At 72.5% G+C, this 17064-nt stretch carries 18 protein-coding genes; 3 read left to right on the top strand and 15 right to left on the bottom strand.

Going from position 1 to position 17064, the window contains the following annotated elements; translation table 11 throughout:
- Window positions 1-26 precede the first annotated feature (26 nt).
- Window positions 27-821, top strand: coding sequence for a YqjF family protein (locus ACI799_RS16440; protein WP_456599561.1), 795 nt, complete (start codon window positions 27-29; stop codon window positions 819-821).
- Here the strand turns inward: ACI799_RS16440 and ACI799_RS16435 are convergent.
- A complete protein-coding gene (locus tag ACI799_RS16435; RefSeq protein ID WP_456613487.1) occupies window positions 751-2769 on the bottom strand; it encodes a protein meaA in 2019 nt (672 codons plus the stop codon). The genes ACI799_RS16440 and ACI799_RS16435 overlap by 71 nt on opposite strands.
- Before the next feature lie 149 nt (window positions 2770-2918).
- Here ACI799_RS16435 and ACI799_RS16430 point away from each other — a divergent pair, with 149 nt between their 5' ends.
- Window positions 2919-3239 carry a hypothetical protein gene (locus ACI799_RS16430; RefSeq protein ID WP_456599560.1) on the top strand — a complete coding sequence of 107 codons (321 nt, stop codon included), beginning with the start codon at window positions 2919-2921 and terminating at the stop codon, window positions 3237-3239.
- Window positions 3240-3247: 8 nt separating this feature from the next.
- On the opposite strand, the gene murA is transcribed toward ACI799_RS16430, so the two are convergent.
- Entirely contained in the window at window positions 3248-4528 is a 1281-nt protein-coding gene (gene murA / locus ACI799_RS16425; protein WP_456613486.1) for a UDP-N-acetylglucosamine 1-carboxyvinyltransferase, read from the bottom strand.
- A gap of 185 nt (window positions 4529-4713) precedes the next feature.
- Between murA and ACI799_RS16420 the strand changes: the two genes are divergently transcribed.
- Window positions 4714-5325, top strand: a complete 612-nt coding sequence (locus ACI799_RS16420) for a cob(I)yrinic acid a,c-diamide adenosyltransferase (RefSeq protein WP_456589208.1) — start codon at window positions 4714-4716, stop codon at window positions 5323-5325.
- 9 nt (window positions 5326-5334) lie between these two features.
- Here ACI799_RS16420 and ACI799_RS16415 read toward each other — a convergent pair whose 3' ends face one another.
- The 13 genes from ACI799_RS16415 to ACI799_RS16355 all read right to left on the bottom strand — a co-directional run bounded on the left by ACI799_RS16415 (window position 5335) and on the right by ACI799_RS16355 (window position 16938).
- A complete protein-coding gene (locus tag ACI799_RS16415; protein WP_456589209.1) occupies window positions 5335-5736 on the bottom strand; it encodes a DUF2550 domain-containing protein in 402 nt (133 codons plus the stop codon).
- A 21-nt stretch (window positions 5737-5757) separates the two neighbouring features.
- On the bottom strand, window positions 5758-6135 hold the full coding sequence (locus ACI799_RS16410; RefSeq protein ID WP_456589210.1) for a F0F1 ATP synthase subunit epsilon: 378 nt from the start codon (window positions 6133-6135) through the stop codon (window positions 5758-5760).
- A 592-nt stretch (window positions 6136-6727) separates the two neighbouring features.
- On the bottom strand, window positions 6728-8170 hold the full coding sequence (gene atpD / locus ACI799_RS16405; RefSeq protein WP_456589211.1) for a F0F1 ATP synthase subunit beta: 1443 nt from the start codon (window positions 8168-8170) through the stop codon (window positions 6728-6730).
- A 49-nt stretch (window positions 8171-8219) separates the two neighbouring features.
- Entirely contained in the window at window positions 8220-9191 is a 972-nt protein-coding gene (locus tag ACI799_RS16400; protein ID WP_456589212.1) for a F0F1 ATP synthase subunit gamma, read from the bottom strand.
- A gap of 3 nt (window positions 9192-9194) precedes the next feature.
- Window positions 9195-10832 carry a F0F1 ATP synthase subunit alpha gene (gene atpA / locus ACI799_RS16395; protein ID WP_456589213.1) on the bottom strand — a complete coding sequence of 546 codons (1638 nt, stop codon included), beginning with the start codon at window positions 10830-10832 and terminating at the stop codon, window positions 9195-9197.
- A gap of 49 nt (window positions 10833-10881) precedes the next feature.
- Entirely contained in the window at window positions 10882-11754 is an 873-nt protein-coding gene (locus ACI799_RS16390) for a F0F1 ATP synthase subunit delta (RefSeq protein ID WP_456613485.1), read from the bottom strand.
- The gene (locus ACI799_RS16385; protein ID WP_456589215.1) at window positions 11754-12317 is read right to left on the bottom strand and encodes a F0F1 ATP synthase subunit B; all 564 of its coding nucleotides are present in this window, start codon (window positions 12315-12317) and stop codon (window positions 11754-11756) included. Before ACI799_RS16385 ends, ACI799_RS16390 begins: the two co-directional genes overlap by 1 nt.
- A gap of 55 nt (window positions 12318-12372) precedes the next feature.
- A complete protein-coding gene (gene atpE, locus ACI799_RS16380) occupies window positions 12373-12606 on the bottom strand; it encodes an ATP synthase F0 subunit C (RefSeq protein ID WP_346619795.1) in 234 nt (77 codons plus the stop codon).
- Window positions 12607-12714: 108 nt separating this feature from the next.
- Window positions 12715-13542, bottom strand: a complete 828-nt coding sequence (gene atpB, locus ACI799_RS16375; protein ID WP_456589216.1) for a F0F1 ATP synthase subunit A — start codon at window positions 13540-13542, stop codon at window positions 12715-12717.
- On the bottom strand, window positions 13539-13754 hold the full coding sequence (locus tag ACI799_RS16370) for an AtpZ/AtpI family protein (protein ID WP_456589217.1): 216 nt from the start codon (window positions 13752-13754) through the stop codon (window positions 13539-13541). Before ACI799_RS16370 ends, atpB begins: the two co-directional genes overlap by 4 nt.
- Window positions 13755-13882: 128 nt before the next feature.
- Window positions 13883-14365 carry a hypothetical protein gene (locus ACI799_RS16365; protein WP_456613484.1) on the bottom strand — a complete coding sequence of 161 codons (483 nt, stop codon included), beginning with the start codon at window positions 14363-14365 and terminating at the stop codon, window positions 13883-13885.
- Window positions 14362-15630 (bottom strand): glycosyltransferase family 4 protein, encoded by a 1269-nt coding sequence (locus ACI799_RS16360; protein ID WP_456613483.1) that lies wholly within the window; start codon window positions 15628-15630, stop codon window positions 14362-14364. The genes ACI799_RS16365 and ACI799_RS16360 overlap by 4 nt, the downstream gene beginning before the upstream one ends.
- A 3-nt stretch (window positions 15631-15633) precedes the next feature.
- Entirely contained in the window at window positions 15634-16938 is a 1305-nt protein-coding gene (locus ACI799_RS16355; RefSeq protein ID WP_456589220.1) for a serine hydroxymethyltransferase, read from the bottom strand.
- Window positions 16939-17064: the final 126 nt, after the last annotated feature.

Raw genomic sequence — 17064 nt, 5'->3', positions numbered from 1 at the left:
GCGCTCCGAGCGGGGAAGCTGGGCCGGTGCCCGAGACCGAGCCGCTCAGCCCGACCGCCCCGCGACCGGCGGGCCGCACCGTGTTCACCCAGGGCTGGCGCGACGTCGCGTTCCTCCACTGGGCGGTGGACCCGGTGCGCGTCGCTCCCCTGCTGCCGGCCGGCACCCGCCCCGACGTGCTCGACGGCGCCACCTACGTCGGGCTGATCCCGTTCCGCATGCAGCGGATCGGGCTGCTCGGGGCGCCGGGCATCCCCTACCTCGGCTCGTTCGCCGAGACCAACGTCCGGCTCTACTCGGTCGACGAGCAGGGCCGCCGCGGCGTCGTCTTCCGGTCGCTGGACGCCGGACGCCTCGTTCCGGTGGTCACCGCCCGCTGGGCCGCTCGGCTGCCGTACGCGTGGTCGCGCATGCGGATCGAGCGCGCCGGCGACCGCCTGACCTACAGCTGCCGCCGGCGCTGGCCCGCGCCCGCCGGGGCCCACAGCAGCCTCACGCTGCAGGTGGGCAGCCGGCTGCTCCGGCCGGACCCGCTGGCGCTCTTCCTGACCGCCCGGTGGGGGCTGCACCGGCCCGGACGGGGTGGCCCGGCCTACTGGCCCACCGAGCACCCCGCCTGGCCGCTGCACCGGGCGGAGCTCGTCGCCCTCGACGACACGCTGCTGCCCGCGGCGGGCCTGGGCGACGTCTCGGGCCCGCCCGACAGCGTGCTGTTCTCCCCGGGCGTCGACGTCCGCTTCGGCCCGGTGGTCAGGCCGGCGCGGGCACCAGGTCGGGCAGACCGTTCGCCTCGCGGACCACGTCGACGACCTGGCCCATGATGTCGTTCAGGCCGAAGTCCTTGGGCGTGAAGACCCGGGCGACGCCCTGCTCCCGCAGCCGCCGGGCGTCGCTGTCGGGGATGATCCCGCCGACCACGACCGGGACGTCGTCCAGCCCGGCGTCCCGGAGCCCCTGCAGCACCGCCGGGACCACCTGCAGGTGGGAGCCCGAGAGCACCGACAGGCCCACCACGTGCACGTCCTCCTCCACGGCGGCGCTCACGATCTGCGCCGGCGTGAGCCGGATGCCCTGGTAGATGACCTCGAACCCGGCGTCGCGGGCCCGCACGGCGATCTGCTCGGCGCCGTTGGAGTGGCCGTCCAGGCCGGGCTTGCCGACCAGGAAGCGCAGCCGCCCACCGATCTCCTCACCGGTGGCCCGCACCCGCTCGCGGACGGCGGTGAGGCTCTCGTCGGCCTCTCCCCCACCGGTGGCGGCCGCGACGCCGGTGGGCGCGCGGTACTCGCCGAACACCTCGCGCAGCACGCCGGCCCACTCCCCCGTGGTCACGCCGGCGCGGGCGCAGGCGAGGGTCGCGGGCATGAGGTTGACGTCGGAGGACGCCGCCTCGCGCAGCGCCTCCAGGGCCGCGCGCACCGGCTCGGGGTCACGGTCGGCACGCCACTTCCGCACCGCCTCGCACGCGGCGGCCTCGACGGCCGGGTCCACGACCATGATCGCGGTGTCGAGGTCGGCGGTGAGCGGGTTGGGCTCGGTCGTGTCGAACCGGTTGACGCCCACGACGACGTCCTCACCACTCTCCATCCGCCGCCGGCGCTCGGCCAGCGAGGCGACCAGCTCGCCCTTCATGTAGCCGGACTCGACGGCGGCCACGGCCCCGCCCATCTCCTGCACGCGGGCGATCTCGGCCCGGGCGCCCTCGACGAGCTCGGCCACCTTCTTCTCGACGACGACCGAGCCGGTGAACAGGTCCTCGTACTCGAGCAGGTCGGTCTCGTAGGCGAGCACCTGCTGGAGGCGCAGCGACCACTGCTGATCCCACGGCCGGGGCAGCCCGAGCGCCTCGTTCCAGGCCGGCAGCTGCACGGCGCGGGCGCGGGCGTCCTTGGACAGGGTCACGGCGAGCATCTCCAGCACGATGCGCTGGACGTTGTTCTCCGGCTGCGCCTCGGTCAGGCCGAGGGAGTTGACCTGCACCCCGTACCGGAAGCGCCGGTGCTTGGGGTCCTGGACGCCGTAGCGCTCCTCCGTCAGCTCGTCCCAGAGCTGGGTGAAGGCCCGCATCTTGCACATCTCCTCGACGAAGCGGACGCCCGCGTTGACGAAGAAGGAGATGCGGGCGACGACCTCGCCGAAGCGCTCCTGCGGCACCTGGCCGGAGTCGCGGACCGAGTCCAGGACCGCGATCGCGGTGCTCATCGCGTAGGCGATCTCCTGCACCGGCGTGGCCCCGGCCTCCTGCAGGTGGTAGCTGCAGATGTTGACCGGGTTCCACTTCGGCATCGTCGTGACCGTGTAGGCGACCATGTCCGTGATCAGCCGCATCGACGGCGCCGGCGGGAAGACGTAGGTCCCCCGCGACAGGTACTCCTTGATGATGTCGTTCTGCGTCGTCCCCGCCAGCTTGGTGACGTCGTGCCCGTGCTCCTCGGCGACCGCCTGGTAGAGCGCGAGCAGCCACATGGCGGTGGCGTTGATCGTCATCGACGTGTTCATCTCGTCGAGCGGGATGCCGTCGAAGAGCGCGCGCATGTCACCGATGTGCGTGACCGGCACGCCGACCTTCCCGACCTCCCCGCGGGCGAGCTCGTCGTCGGGGTCGTAGCCGGTCTGCGTCGGCAGGTCGAAGGCGACCGAGAGGCCGGTCTGCCCCTTCGCCAGGTTGCGGCGGTAGAGGGCGTTGGACTCGGCCGGCGAGGAGTGGCCGGCGTAGGTGCGCATGACCCAGGGGCGGTCGCGCTCGTTCGGCGTCTGCGGGAACGGCATGCCAGCGGAGTGTAGGGCTGTTACCCGCGAGTAGCAGCCCCGCGCCCCGACGTGTGCAGTGGCACACTCGTCCGGCGGAAGCACCTCGTGCCCCCGGGCACTCGCTCCGCCCGGGCCACGCCCCGGCACGAGGGCCGCAGGGAGGTCCGGTGGAGGTGGGGAGCCTGCCCCTCGAGCTGGGCCCGGTGGTCGCGGTCGCCGTGGTCGCGGTGCTGGCTCTGTTCACCCGGTGGGCCTTCGGCGGCGATCCGGCCGGGGGCCGGCGCGCCGGCGCACCCGACGACGGGCTCCTCACCCGCGTGGCCACGCTGACCCACCGCGAATCGGCCCTCGCGCTGCGGGCGCTGCTGTCCGACGCCGGCATCCGCTCCACCGTGCGCTACCCGGCGGCCCACCGCGCCGAGGTGCTGGTGTTCCCGGAGGACGCCGAGCGCGCCCGGTCGCTGGCCGCCTCGTTCGGCGAGGCCTGAGCTCGCCCCTAGTCCGGTCGCTCCGTGCGCCGCACCACGGCGCCGAGGCCGCACAGTTGGTCGACGAAGTCGGGGTAACCGCGGTCGACGTGGTGCACGTCCTGCACCTCGGTGATGCCGTCGGAGCACAGCCCGGCGAGCACGAGCCCGGCACCGGCGCGGATGTCGGTGGCCAGCACCGGCGCGCTGGAGAACCGCTCGCGGCCGCGGACGACGGCGTGGTGCCCGTCGATCCGGACGTCGGCGCCCAGCCGCACCAGCTCGTTGACGAACATGAAGCGGCCCTCGAACACGTTCTCCGTGATCAGGGCCGTGCCGGTGGAGACGGCGGCCAGCGCCACCGCCATCGGCTGCAGGTCGGTGGGGAAGCCGGGGAAGGGCAGGGTGACGACGTCGACGCAGCGGGGCCGGTCGGCCATCGCGACGCGGATGGCACCGGGCAGCGCCTCGACGGTGGCGCCGGCGTCGGTCAGCTTGTCCAGGGCCACGGTGAGGTGCTCGGCGACGCCGCGCTCGATGACGACGTCGCCGCGGGTCATCACCGCCCCGATCGCCCAGGTGCCGGTCACGATCCGGTCGGGCACGGTCGTGTACTCGACGGGGCGCAGGGAGTCGACGCCCTCGACGGTGATGGTGGAGGTGCCGGCGCCGTCGATGCGCGCGCCCATCTCGCAGAGCATCCGGCAGAGATCCACGATCTCGGGCTCGCGCGCGGCGTTGTCGACGACGGTCGTGCCCTGCGCGAGCACCGCCGCCATCACCAGGTTTTCCGTGGCCCCGACCGACGGGAAGTCCAGCCAGATCGACGTCCCGGTGAGCTGGGGCGCCGTCGCGACGAGGAAGCCGTGCTCGCTGACGATGGTGGCGCCGAGCCGCTCCAGGCCGGAGATGTGCATGTCCAGCCCGCGGGAACCGATGGCGTCACCACCTGGCAGCGCCACCCGCGCGCTGCCGCAGCGGGCGACGAGCGGGCCCAGGACGCTGATCGAGGCGCGCATGCGGCGCACCAGGTCGTAGTCGGTCTCGGTCGAGGGCTGGTCCGGGACGTCGATCGTCAGGCGGCCCCCGCCGCCGCTGCCGGGCGTGCGCTCGTAGGAGACCGCGCAGCCCAGGCGGCGCAGCACCTCGCTCATGATGGCCACGTCGAGGATGTCGGGCACCTCGTCGATGGTCGAGCGCCCGGCGGCCAGCAGCGCGGCCGCCATGAGCTTCAACGCGCTGTTCTTGGCACCGGTGACCCGCACCCGGCCCGCGAGCCTCGCTCCCCCGGTCACCTCGAAGCACTCCACCGGCCCACCCTACGGCGGCCCGGCTGCAGGGCCCCACCGCGAGCCCGGCGACGTGCTGGCCCGGCCCTCCTGCAGGGACTCGCTCCGAGCGCCGGTGACGTGCTGGAACGGCCCTCCCGCAGGGACCCGCGCCGAGCGTCAGCGAGGGGTGGGGGGCAGGAGGGTCCTTCTCCTAGGCTGCGGGCATGACTGTCCGGCTCACCCGCATCTACACGAAGACCGGCGATGCCGGTCAGACGCATCTGGGCGACATGAGCCGGGTGGCCAAGACCGATCCCCGGCTGGTCGCCTACGCCGACGTCGACGAGGCCAACAGCGCGATCGGCGTGGCGCTGGCCCTCGGCGCCCCGGGAGCGGAGCTGGCCGAACTCCTGCGCAGCATCCAGAACGACCTGTTCGACGTGGGCGCGGACCTGTGCACGCCGATCGTGGCGGAGCCGCAGTACCCGCCGCTGCGGGTGACGGCCGCCTACACCGAGCGGCTCGAGGCGGCGTGCGACACCTACAACGAGACGCTCCCGAAGCTCGACAGCTTCATCCTGCCCGGCGGTACCCCGCTGGCCGCGCTGCTCCACCAGGTACGGGTGGTGGTGCGCCGGGCCGAGCGCAGCGTCTGGGCGCTCCTGGAGAGCGACGCCGAGCGCACCAACCCCGAGACCGCGCGCTACCTGAACCGCCTGTCGGACCTGGTGTTCATCCTCGGCCGGGTGGCCAACCCCGAGGGCGACATCCTGTGGGAGCCCGGGGCGCACAGTGGCGTCCACGCCCAGCGCCGCGCTGCCTCGCGGGAGGACTGAGCCGCCCGCTCAGCTACCGGGGGGCGCCGACTCCACCCAGGACAGGAAGCCGGTCACCGTGGAGCGGTCCATGGCCAGCTCCCGGCGCCCCTGCGCGGTGCTGCACGACAGCACGTGGACGTCGGCGGGCAGCGCGAGATCCTCGCGTCCCGCCGGTCGCTGGGCGAGCACGCGGAACCCGGCCCGGGTGAGCCGCTGCTGCGGGCGCACGGAGAGCGAGAGGGCCCGGTACCAGAGCAGGGCGTCGCCGCCGTACCAGGCGACACCCACCGACCAGCGCGGCGTCCCCTCGGGGCGCAGCCACATGGTGACCGCGCCGAGCCCCGAGAGCAGGAACCGGCGGCGCAGCAGGAAGACCACGACGACGAGCAGCAGCAGGACGCCGATCAGCACCCACAGGGCGGTGGTCATCCCGCGCGCTCGCCGGTCGGGTCAGTCGCCCTGGCCGGCCGCCCTCAACCGCGACTGCGCGCGGCGCGCGGCCGGGGAGTCCCCGTCGCTCTCGGCGCGCCGCAGCGCCTCGCGAGCGCGCTCCACGTCGATCTCCGAGGAGATCTCCGCCGTCTCGGCCAGGATGGAGACACCCCGCTCGGTGACGGAGAGGAAGCCACCGTGGGCGGCGATCACCATGTCCTCGCCCGACTCGGTGCGGATCGTGACGACGCCGCCGTCCGCCAGCTGGCCGAGCAGCGGCGCGTGGCCGGGCAGGACACCGAGCTCGCCCTCGGTGGTGCGGGCGATGACGCGCGTGGCCTCGCCCGACCAGATCTTGCGCTCGACGGCCACCAACTCGACCTGCAGGGTCGCCACGACACTCCTCGGGGTCCACCTCTCCACCGGGGAAGAGGTGCGCTGCGGTTCGTGCTCCGCCGGCCCGGGCGGGACGGCGGACGATGCGGCCACTGTACCGGCGTGTCGCGCGTGGCCCCCGCCCAGGGCCTGCCCGGACCGCGAGCGGTGGGGGCAGAGGCGTCCTTCCTCAGGCGGCGCGACGGTAGAGCAGCGTCCAGCGGCCGACGCGCACCCACGGGTGCCGGACGCAGCTGGCCGCCGCCCAGCGCTCGGTGTCGAAGTCCGCGATCCGCCGGTCCACCGGCGCGCACGGCGGCCAGGTCCAGTCGGGAGCACTCCGGCTCCCGGACGGCAGTAGCGCCCTGTCCCGTTCCACGTCGCCCCTCGTGCCGGCGCCCGTCTCCCGGGCGCGCCTGCGGGCATGGTCGGCAGGTGCGCGGCCTCCCCGCAGACCCCGGAGCGCAGAACCACTCGATCGGGCGATCCCCACCTCCGGAACGCCGACGGCCGGGCCCCCTCTCGGGAACCCGGCCGTCGGGACGTACTGGATCGGTCCCGCTGCGGGGCCCCACGCCGCGCGGAGCGCGGCGTGGGGGGCAGCGGGATCCCTTTACTTCCGGAGCTTCGCGGCGTTCTTCTCGAGGTCCTCGAGACCACCGCACATGAAGAAGGCCTGCTCCGGGACGTTGTCGTACTCGCCCTCGGTGATCGCCTTGAACGCCTGGAGCGTCTCCGCCAGCGGCACGAACGAGCCCGGCTGACCGGTGAAGGCCTCGGCCACGAACATGTTCTGCGAGAGGAAGCGCTCGACGCGCCGGGCCCGCTGGACGGTGACCTTGTCCTCCTCGGAGAGCTCGTCGATGCCGAGGATGGCGATGATGTCCTGCAGCTCCTGGTAGCGCTGCAGCACCTGCTTCACGGTCTGGGCGATCTCGTAGTGCTCCGAGCCCACGTACTGCGGGTCGAGGATCCGGCTGGTGGAGTCCAGCGGGTCCACGGCCGGGTAGATGCCCTTCTCCGAGATCGGCCGCGAGAGCACGGTCGTCGCGTCGAGGTGGGCGAACGTGGTGTGCGGCGCCGGGTCGGTGATGTCGTCGGCGGGCACGTAGATCGCCTGCATGGAGGTGATCGACCGGCCACGGGTCGAGGTGATCCGCTCCTGCAGCTGACCCATCTCGTCGGCGAGGGTCGGCTGGTACCCCACGGCCGAGGGCATGCGGCCCAGCAGCGTGGAGACCTCGGACCCGGCCTGGGTGAACCGGAAGATGTTGTCGATGAACAGCAGGACGTCCTGGTTCATCTCGTCGCGGAAGTACTCCGCCATCGTCAGCGCGGAGAGCGCGACGCGCAGCCGGGTGCCCGGCGGCTCGTCCATCTGCCCGAACACCAGCGCGGTGGACTCGATGACGCCGGACTCGGTCATCTCCGTGATCAGGTCGTTGCCCTCACGGGTGCGCTCGCCGACGCCGGCGAACACCGACACACCACCGAACTCCTGGGCGACGCGGCGGATCATCTCCTGGATGAGGACGGTCTTGCCCACCCCGGCGCCGCCGAACAGGCCGATCTTCCCGCCGGCCACGTACGGCGTGAGCAGGTCGATGACCTTGATGCCGGTCTCCAGCATCTCGGTGCGGCCCTCGAGCTGGTCGAACCGCGGTGCGCTCCGGTGGATCGACCAGCGCAGGGCGTCCGCGGCGTAGCCGGGCGTGTCGAGGCACTCGCCCAGGGCGTTGAAGACGTGCCCGGTGACCACCTCGCCGACCGGGACCATGATCGGGTTCCCGGTGTCGGTGACCTCGGCGCCCCGGACGAGCCCGTCGGTCGGCGCCATCGAGATGGTGCGGACGACGTTCTCACCCAGGTGCTGGGCGACCTCGAGGGTCAGCGTCTTGCCGAGGTCGGCGAGCGTGACGTCGACCTTCAGGGCGTTGTACAGGTCGGGCATCGCGTCGCGCGGGAACTCGACGTCGACGACCGGCCCGGTGACCCGCACGACCCGGCCGGTGCCGGTGGTCTGCGAGGTGGTCGGACGGTCCTCGGTGACGGTCATCTGTACTGCTCTCCTGCCCTGGGGCTCGGGTGTCTGCTGTTCGGTGGGGTCAGTCGTTGGCGCCGGAGGAGACCAGCGCGTCGGCGCCGCCGACGATCTCGCTGATCTCCTGCGTGATCTCCGCCTGGCGCGCCTGGTTGGCCTGCCGGGACAGGTTCTTCGCCAGCTCCTCGGCGTTGTCCGAGGCCGACTTCATGGCCCGGCGACGCGAGGCGGACTCGGAGGCGGCCGCCTCCAGCATCGCTGCGTAGATGCGCGTGGTGATGTACTTCGGCAGGAGGGCGTCGAGCAGCCCCTCGGCCGAGGGCTCGAACTCGTACGACGTCGGGATGCCGGTGTCGCCGGCCCCGCCGGACGCCCGCTCCTCCCGCTCGTAGTCGAACTCGTCGACCTCCTCGACCTCCAGCGGAGCCATCCGCCGGGCGACCGGGACCTGCGAGAGCAGCGACCGGAACTCGGTGTAGACGATGTGCAGCTCGTCCACGCCCTGGACGCCGTCGGCGCCGGCCCCGGACTCGTCGTCGTCCTCACCCGCGGTGAAGGCGTCGATGAGGACGCGACCGACCTCCTGGGCGTCGGCGTAGCCCGGCTGCTCCGAGAACCCGGTGAAGGTGCCGGCCGTCGGGCGGTCGCGGAAGGAGTAGTAGGTCTCCCCCTTCCGGCCGACGACGTACAGCACCGGCTCCTTGCCCTCCTGCCGCAGCAGGGCGAGCAGCTCCTCGGTCCGCCGCAGCACGTTGACGTTGTAGGACCCGGCGAACCCGCGGTCGGAGGTGATCACCAGGACCGCCGCCCGGCGCGGGTTCTCCCGCTCGGTCAGCAGCGGGTGGTCCAGCGACGCCGAGGACGCCAGCGCCGACAGCACGCGCGTGATCTCCCGGGCGTAGGGCTTGGACGCCTCCACCCGGGCCTGGGCGCGCACGATGCGGGCACCGGCGATCAGCTCCTGGGCCGAGAAGATCTTCTTCGTCGACTGGGTGGAGCGGATGCGGCGCCGCAGCGCGCGGAGAGAAGCGGCCATGGGTCAGCTGCCCCGCTTGACCTGGACGCGCTCCTGGCCCCGCTCCGAGGCGTCCATGGCCTCGGCCTCGGGCTCGTTGCCCGCGAGCGACTGCCCTTCGGAGGTGGTGAACTGCCCGTAGAAGGTCTCCACCGCCCGCTCGAGGCTGGCGACGGCGTCGTCCTCCAGCTTCTTCGTCTGGCGGATCGACTCGAAGACGGCGTTGTCACCGCGGCCGACGAACTCCAGGAACTCGGACTCGAAGCGGCGCACGTCGGCGACCGGGACGCGGTCGAGCTTGCCGGTCGTACCCAGCCACAGCGACACGACCTCGCGCTCCACCGGGTACGGCGAGTACTGGCCCTGCTTGAGCAGCTCGACCAGACGCTGACCGCGCTCCAGGGTGGCCCGGCTGGAGGCGTCCAGGTCGGAGGAGAACGAGGCGAACGCCTCGAGCTCGCGGTACTGCGCGAGGTCCAGGCGCAGCCGGCCGGCGACCGACTTCATCGCCTTGATCTGCGCGGAGCCGCCGACGCGGGACACCGAGATGCCGACGTTGATGGCGGGGCGGACACCGGAGTTGAACAGACCCGTCTCGAGGAAGATCTGGCCGTCGGTGATCGAGATGACGTTGGTCGGGATGTACGCCGACACGTCGTTGCCCTTGGTCTCCACGATGGGCAGACCCGTCATGGAGCCACCGCCGAGCTCGTCGGAGAGCTTGGCGCAGCGCTCCAGCAGCCGGGAGTGGAGGTAGAAGACGTCACCCGGGTACGCCTCGCGGCCCGGCGGGCGGCGCAGCAGCAGGGAGACGGCGCGGTAGGCCTCGGCCTGGCGGGACAGGTCGTCGAAGACGATCAGGACGTGCTTGCCCTCGTACATCCAGTGCTGGCCGATGGCCGAGCCGGTGTAGGGGGCGATGTACTTCACGCCGGCGGCCTCCGAGGCGGGGGCGGCGACGATCGTCGTGTACTCCAGGGCGCCGGCGTCCTCGAGGGCCGCGCGGATGGAGGCGATCGTCGAGCCCTTCTGGCCGACGGCGACGTAGATGCAGCGGACCTGCTGCTTCGGGTCGCCGGTCGCCCAGGCCTGGCGCTGGTTGATGATGGTGTCGATCGCGATCGCCGTCCGGCCGGTCTGCCGGTCACCGATGATCAGCTGCCGCTGCCCCCGGCCGATCGGCGTCATGGCGTCGATGGCCTTGATGCCGGTCTGCATCGGCTCGTGCACCGACTGCCGCTGCACCACGGTCGGCGCCTGCAGCTCCAGGGCGCGCCGGCCGGTGGTGGCGATCGGGCCGGCACCGTCGATCGGGTTGCCGAGCGAGTCGACCACGCGCCCGAGGTAGCCGTCACCGACGGGGACGGAGAGGACCTCCCCGGTCCGGCGGACCTGCTGCCCCTCCTCGATCCCGGCGAAGTCACCCAGGACGACGACACCGATCTGGCGGGTGTCCAGGTTCAGCGCCAGGCCGCGGACGCCGCTCTCGAACTCGAGCAGCTCGTTGGTCATGACCGAGGGCAGGCCCTCGACCCGGGCGATGCCGTCGCCGGCCTCGGTGACGATCCCGACCTCTTCGCGGGACACGTCAGGCGAGTACTCGGTGACGTAGTTCTGGATGGCACTGCGGATCTCGTCTGCGGAGATCGTCAGCTCGGCCATGGCGTGGAGTCCTCTTCCCTGCGGGGTCGTGATCAGTGGTGGTGGGCGGTCAGCCGGCGAGCTGCCGTCGGGCGGCTTCCAGCCGATGCGCGATGCTGCCGTCGATGACCTCGTCGCCCACCTGGACGAGGAGGCCGCCGAGCACCGTCGGGTCGACGGTCACCTGCAGCCCGATGGTCCGCCCGTACAGGCGGCCGAGCACCTCGGTCAGCCGCTGTTCCTGGGCGGCGGTGAGCGGCACCGCCGTCGTCACCCGGGCGACCGACTGACCACGACGGCGGCTGGCGGCCTCGGAGAGCCGCTCGACGGCCACCGCGGCCTGACCGACGTGCGAGCCGGTCAGGACGTTGCGGAGCAGCAGCTCGGTGACCGGGCTGACCCGGCCGGACAGCAACCGCTCGAGCAGCTCCCCCTTGCCCTGCGGGGAGGCGCTCCGGTCGCTGAGGATGCGCGAGAGTTCACGGTCGCCCGAGACGATCCGGCCGAAGCGGAAGAGCTCGTCCTCCACGTCGTCCAGCTCACCCCGGACGTCGGCGGCGTCCAGCGCTGCCTCGGTCGCCAGGTTCTCGGCGGCCTCGACCAGGTCCAGGGGACGCGACCAGCGCTGCCGCACGCTGACCCCGAGCAGGTCGAGCGCGACCGGGGAGAGGCGGTCGGCGAACAGCCGCTGCACCAGGGCGGCCCGCTCCTCCGGCTTGCCCGCGGGGTCGGACAGCGCCCGCCGCAGCGACGGCTGCGCCTGGAGCAGTCGCGCGACCGAGAACAGCTCACCGGCCAGCGTGAGCAGGTCCTCGGCGGAGGTGGCCCGCGCCTGACCGGTGATCCGGTCGCGCGCACGGCCGAGGAGCCCCGAGGGGTCCCGGGTCAGCTCGGCCAGTCGCTCCCGGGCCACGAGGAGCGCGGCGCGGCTCGAGGCCTCCATCAGCGCGCGCTCTCGGCGGTCGCGCCGCCACGCCGACCGGTCCCGACCATGCCGTCGAGCTGGTCGAGGAAGCGGTCGACGGTGCCCTGCCGGCGCGCCTCGTCGGCGAGGGACTCCCCGACGACCCGCCCGGCGAGCTCGACGGCGAGAGCACCGATCTGGCCGCGCAGCTCGTGCACGACCTGCTGGCGGGAAGCGGCGATCTGCTCCTCGCCCCGCGCCACGATCCGCGCCGACTCCTCCTGCGCCTGCGCCCGCAGCTCCTCGAGGATCTGCTGGCCCTCGGCGCGGGCCTGGTCCCGGATCTGCGCGGCCTCGGTGCGCGCCTCGGCGAGCTGCGCCCGGTACTGCTCGAGCGCCGCCTTCGCCTCGGCCTGCATGGCCTCGGCGCGCTCGATGCCGCCCTCGATCGCCTCGCGGCGGGCCTGGAAGGCCTGCTCGAAGCGGGGCGCGACGAACTTGGCGATCACGAACAGCAGGATCAAGAAGGCGATCAGCCCGATGATGATCTCGCCGAGTGGTGGGAGAAGCACGCTCGGCTGTTCGGCGGCCAGGATGCTCATGCTCTGCACGTCCCTGTCTGGAATCGGTGATCCGTACCCGTGCGACGGGTAGGGATCAGCTGCCCGTGCCGTAGACGAGGGGGGCGACGAAGCCGATGAGGGCCAGCGCCTCGGCGAGGGCGAAGCCGAGGAAGGCGTAGGTACGGGTCAGGCCGGCCGACTCGGGCTGGCGGGCGGTGGCCTGGATGTAGGCGGCCCAGACCAGACCGACACCGATGCCGGGGCCGATCGTGGCGATGCCGTAGCCGACCGAGCCGATGCTGCCGACCAGTTCTGCCGTAACGTCCATTGCGGGGTGTTCCTCCTGTGTCGGTCGCCCGGTAGCTACCGGGCGGCTGGCGGGATCGTGCGGGTGGTGCAGTGCGTGGGGCGACCGCGGCGCGGCCACCTGATCAGATCAGTGCGCGGCCTCGACGGAACCGTTGAGGTAGGTGCCCATCAGCATGGTGAAGACGTAGGCCTGCAGAAAGATGATCAGCAGCTCGAAGAACGTCATCACGATCGCCATGAGCGCCGACAGCGGGCCGAAGACGGCCGAGAAGTTGCCCACCGTGAACAGGTAGGTGGCGCCCAGCGCGAAGGTGACCAGCAGCATGTGGCCGGCGAAGAGGTTGGCGAAGAGCCGGATCGCCAGGGTGAACGGCCGCACGACGAAGTTCTGCAGGATCTCCAGCGGCGTCACCAGGATGTAGGCCGGCTTCGGCACACCCGGCAGGAACATGATGTCGCGGAAGTAGGGCCACAGGCCCTGGTTCTTGATGCCGACCCCGATGTAGACGACCCAGCAGATCAGTGCCAGGACCAGCGGGAAGGCGAACCGCGCCATCGGCGAGATCTGGATGCCGGGGATGATCGCCAGCAGGTTGTTGGCCAGGATGAAGAAGAACAGCGACGCCAGGAAGGGTGCGAACGGCAGCCCCTTGGGGCCCACCACGTCGCGGGCGATGCCGTCGCGCACCAGCGAGTAGCCCGACTCGCCGATGAACTGCAGCCGGCCGGGGACGATCGCCGCCTTGCGCGCCGACAGCACCAGGAAGACCAGCATCGCGGCGGTGGCCAGCCACATCGCCAGGATGATCCGGTCGAAGTCGAACTGGATGCCGAGCAACGAGAAGCCGAAGAGGGTCTCGGGGAAGAACTCGCCGATCCCCGGGGGCGTGAAACCGCCGCCGGGATCGCTCTCCACAGCGAGCACGCCGCTGAGCGCGGAAGCGCTGGAGGTCACCTTCGTCCCTTCTGCGTCCTGCCGGGCGGGCTTCGTCGCCCGCCCTGGGTGCTGCTGGCCTCCTCCGACCCGGGGAGCGGGTCGAAGGCCCCGAACTTCACGGCGACCACGTAGATGGCAACCGCGACTCCGAGAAGGATGCCCACCGGCAGGAAGAACCGCGTCTCCAGCCACCGGTCGAGCACCCACCCGACCCCGCCCCACACGGCCATCCCGGAGAGGATCGTCCCGGTGACCGCCCAGCCAGCGTCCGCCCCGGAGGGCTGACGAGCCGGGCTCGCAGGGCGTGGACGAGCGCCTCCGTCTCCGGAGGTTTTGTCGGCCATCGGCTCGGACACTATCAGCCGTCCCCGCCGCCGCTCGGCGGGTGCTCGACGGTCCCCCGTCCGGGTGGTGCCGGCGGGGGCACGTAGAACACCTGCCGCGTCCACACCCAGCGCAGCTGGATCCCGCTCCAGAGGAGCGCGCCGACCACGACCGACCACGCGAGCGTCCGCTGGTCGAGCCAGCCCTCCTCGGGCAGGGCGCGCAGCACGCCGAAGAGCACCATCGCCTTCACCATGAATGCGAGCAGCGCCACCGGGAGCGTGAGCGTGTCACCGATCCGGCCGGCCCAGGCCACCGCCAGGCCGGAGACGGCGAAGAACCCCGTGACGATGACCGCGCCGACCAGCACCGCCACCGCGTCGCTGCCCTCCCCCAGCAGCCACGCCAGCGCTGCCGCGACGACCGCGACGGCGGCGGTGACGAGGGCCCCGACGCGGAGGAAGGAGACGTCCCAGGTGCCGCCGGTGGCCGGCGGGGTGGTGCGCGAGGTGCTCATCCGACGGTCTCCCGGGGATCAGGGGAACTGGTCCCAGCGGCGGGTGGTGCAACCCCGGCGGCCCGGCGGTGCGGCGCCGCCCGGGGGACGGCGGCACGTGCGGTCGGGTGGTCGGCCCGGCTGCGCCGGCGCTGCGCCTCCAGCTCGGCGGCGCGGGCCTCCCGGGCCGCCCGGCGCGCCCGCGGGCTGAGCACGACGACCACGCCGACGACGAGCAGGACGGCGATCGCCACGAGCAGCTCGACCTGCCCACCGGTGATCGAGAGCCCGACCGCGCCGAAGGAGAGCAGGGCCGCCCAGAAGTACATGACGAGCACCGCGCGCTTGTGCGAGTGCCCGATCGACAGCAGCCGGTGGTGCAGGTGCATCTTGTCCGGAGAGAACGGTGAGCGTCCCGCGCGGGTGCGCCGGACGACGGCCAGCACCAGGTCGGTGAAGGGGATGAAGAGGATGGCGATCGGCACGAGCAGCGGCAGCGTCAGGGGCAGCAGGCTGGCGGCGGAGCCGAAGGTCTGCGCGTCCACCCGCCCGGTGGCGGTGACCACCGCGGCCGACAGCATGAGCCCGACGAGCATCGAGCCCGAGTCGCCCATGAAGATCCGCGCCGGGCTGAAGTTGTGCGGGAGGAAGCCCAGGCAGGTCCCGGCCAGCACCGCGGTGATCAGTGCCGGGGCGCTCGCGACGTCGCCGTAGCCGGTCAGCCCCAGGTTGTAGCTGTAGGCGAAGAACGCGAGCGCGGCGATCGCCGAGACCCCCGCGGCGAGGCCGTCGAGCCCGTCGATGAAGTTCAGCGCGTTCACCGCGAACACGGTCAGCAGGATGGTCAGCGGCACACCGACGTCCGGGCCGAGCGAGACGGTGCCGATGTCGGCGAACGGCAGGAAGAGGAACGCCAGCTGCACGCCGATGAGGACCATCACGCCCGCGGCGGCGATCTGACCGGTGAGTTTCGTCAGCGCGTCCAGGCCCCACTTGTCGTCGAGCACCCCGAGCGCGCAGATGAGCCCGCCCGCGACGAGCACCGCGTAGACCTGGGTGTCGTCGAAGGTCCGCTGCAGCGCCGGCAGCCGCGAGGCGACCAGGACGGCGGCCACCACGCCCAGGTACATGGCGACGCCGCCGCCCCGCGGGGTCGGGATGACGTGCACGTCGCGCTCACGCGGGGCCGCCATCATCCGCAGCCGGATCGCCATCATCCGCACCACGGGCGTGGCCAGGAAGGTGACCAGCGCCGCGGTGAGCAGGACGACGACGTACTCGCGCACGGGTCAGACGGTCCGCGTCGGCTCGGGGGAGGCAGTCGGCCGGGTCGGGTGGGGGTAGGCGGGGTGGGCACCGACCAGCTCGCGGACACCCGCGGCCACCTCGGCGGTGCGGCTGCCGTCGGCGTCCCGGATCGCGGCACCGATCAGCGAGGCGATCGACTTCATGTCGGCCTCGGTCATGCCCTGGGTGGTGACCGCGGGGCTGCCGACCCGGATGCCCGAGGCGACCGAGGCCGGCTGCGGGTCGAACGGGATCGCGTTCTTGTTCAGCACGATGCCGGCGGCGCCGCACCGGGCCTCGGCGTCGGCACCGGTCACCCCGGTCTCCTGCAGGTCCAGCAGCGCCAGGTGGGTGTCGGTGCCGCCGGCCACCGGCCGCAGCCCCTCGGCGGCCAGGCCCTCGGTGAGCGCCTGCGCGTTGGCGATCACCTGGCGGGCGTAGGCCTGGTACTCCGGCTGGAGGCACTCCTTGAAGTTCACCGCCTTGGCGGCGACGGCGTGCATGAGCGGGCCCCCCTGCATCATCGGGAAGGCCGCCTTGTCGATGGCCTTGGCGTGCTCCGCCTTGCACACGATCGCGCCGCCGCGCGGCCCGCGCAGCACCTTGTGGGTGGTGAAGGTGACCACGTCGGCGTAGGGCACCGGGCTCGGGATCGCCTTGCCGGCGACCAGGCCGATGAAGTGCGCGGCGTCGACCATCAGGATCGCCCCGACCTCGTCGGCGATCTCCCGGAAGAGCGGGAAGTCGATCAGCCGCGGGATGGCCGAGCCGCCGCAGATGATCATCTTGGGCCGGTGCTCCCGGGCGAGGTCGCGCACCTGGTCGTAGTCGATGTGCTCGGTGCGCGGGTCCACGCCGTACTGCACCGCGTTGAACCACTTGCCGGAGAAGGAGACCTTCGCGCCGTGGGTCAGGTGCCCGCCGTGCGGGAGCGCCATGGCGAGGAGGGTGTCACCCGGCTGGAGGAAGGCGCCGTACGCGGCCAGGTTGGCGTTGGCGCCGGAGTGCGGCTGGAGGTTGGCGTGCTCGGCGCCGAAGAGCTCCTTGGCCCGGGCGATGCCGATCTCCTCGGCGCGGTCGACGACCTCGCACCCGCCGTAGTAGCGGCGCCCCGGGTAACCCTCGGCGTACTTGTTCGACAGCGTGCTGCCGAGCGCCGCGAGGACGGCCGGGCTGGTGAAGTTCTCGCTGGCGATCAGCTGCAGCCCACCGCGCAGCCGGTCCAGCTCGTCGGTGACCACGTCGGCGATGTCGGGATCGACGGCGGCCAGGGCCCCGAAGTCCGGTCCCCAGTAGGGCGTGCTCATCTCGGTCGCGCTCCAGAACGTCCGTGCGGGCGCCCGCGGTACCCGGCTCCGGGCGCGCGGCGGTCAGTGCTCCACGGTATCCCTCCGACGCGTGCGAACAGGTGACCCGAGAAGCGGCCCCGTCCC

This window comes from Blastococcus sp. SYSU DS0753 (genome assembly GCF_054051175.1).
This window is presented reverse-complemented; position numbering and strand designations above follow the sequence as displayed.

Bases quoted from the DNA above. Each gene is read 5' to 3' on its own strand.
- ACI799_RS16415 (WP_456589209.1), bottom strand. From the start codon at position 5,736: ATGACCACCGCCCTGTGGGTGCTGATCGGCGTCCTGCTGCTGCTCGTC.
- ACI799_RS16355 (WP_456589220.1), bottom strand. From the start codon at position 16,938: ATGAGCACGCCCTACTGGGGACCGGACTTCGGGGCCCTGGCCGCCGTC.
- ACI799_RS16390 (WP_456613485.1), bottom strand. From the start codon at position 11,754: ATGGAGGCCTCGAGCCGCGCCGCGCTCCTCGTGGCCCGGGAGCGACTG.
- ACI799_RS16435 (WP_456613487.1), bottom strand. From the start codon at position 2,769: ATGCCGTTCCCGCAGACGCCGAACGAGCGCGACCGCCCCTGGGTCATG.
- ACI799_RS16420 (WP_456589208.1), top strand. From the start codon at position 4,714: ATGACTGTCCGGCTCACCCGCATCTACACGAAGACCGGCGATGCCGGT.
- atpE (WP_346619795.1), bottom strand. From the start codon at position 12,606: ATGGACGTTACGGCAGAACTGGTCGGCAGCATCGGCTCGGTCGGCTAC.
- ACI799_RS16385 (WP_456589215.1), bottom strand. From the start codon at position 12,317: ATGAGCATCCTGGCCGCCGAACAGCCGAGCGTGCTTCTCCCACCACTC.
- ACI799_RS16400 (WP_456589212.1), bottom strand. From the start codon at position 9,191: ATGGCCGCTTCTCTCCGCGCGCTGCGGCGCCGCATCCGCTCCACCCAG.
- atpA (WP_456589213.1), bottom strand. From the start codon at position 10,832: ATGGCCGAGCTGACGATCTCCGCAGACGAGATCCGCAGTGCCATCCAG.
- ACI799_RS16365 (WP_456613484.1), bottom strand. From the start codon at position 14,365: ATGAGCACCTCGCGCACCACCCCGCCGGCCACCGGCGGCACCTGGGAC.
- ACI799_RS16370 (WP_456589217.1), bottom strand. From the start codon at position 13,754: ATGGCCGTGTGGGGCGGGGTCGGGTGGGTGCTCGACCGGTGGCTGGAG.
- atpD (WP_456589211.1), bottom strand. From the start codon at position 8,170: ATGACCGTCACCGAGGACCGTCCGACCACCTCGCAGACCACCGGCACC.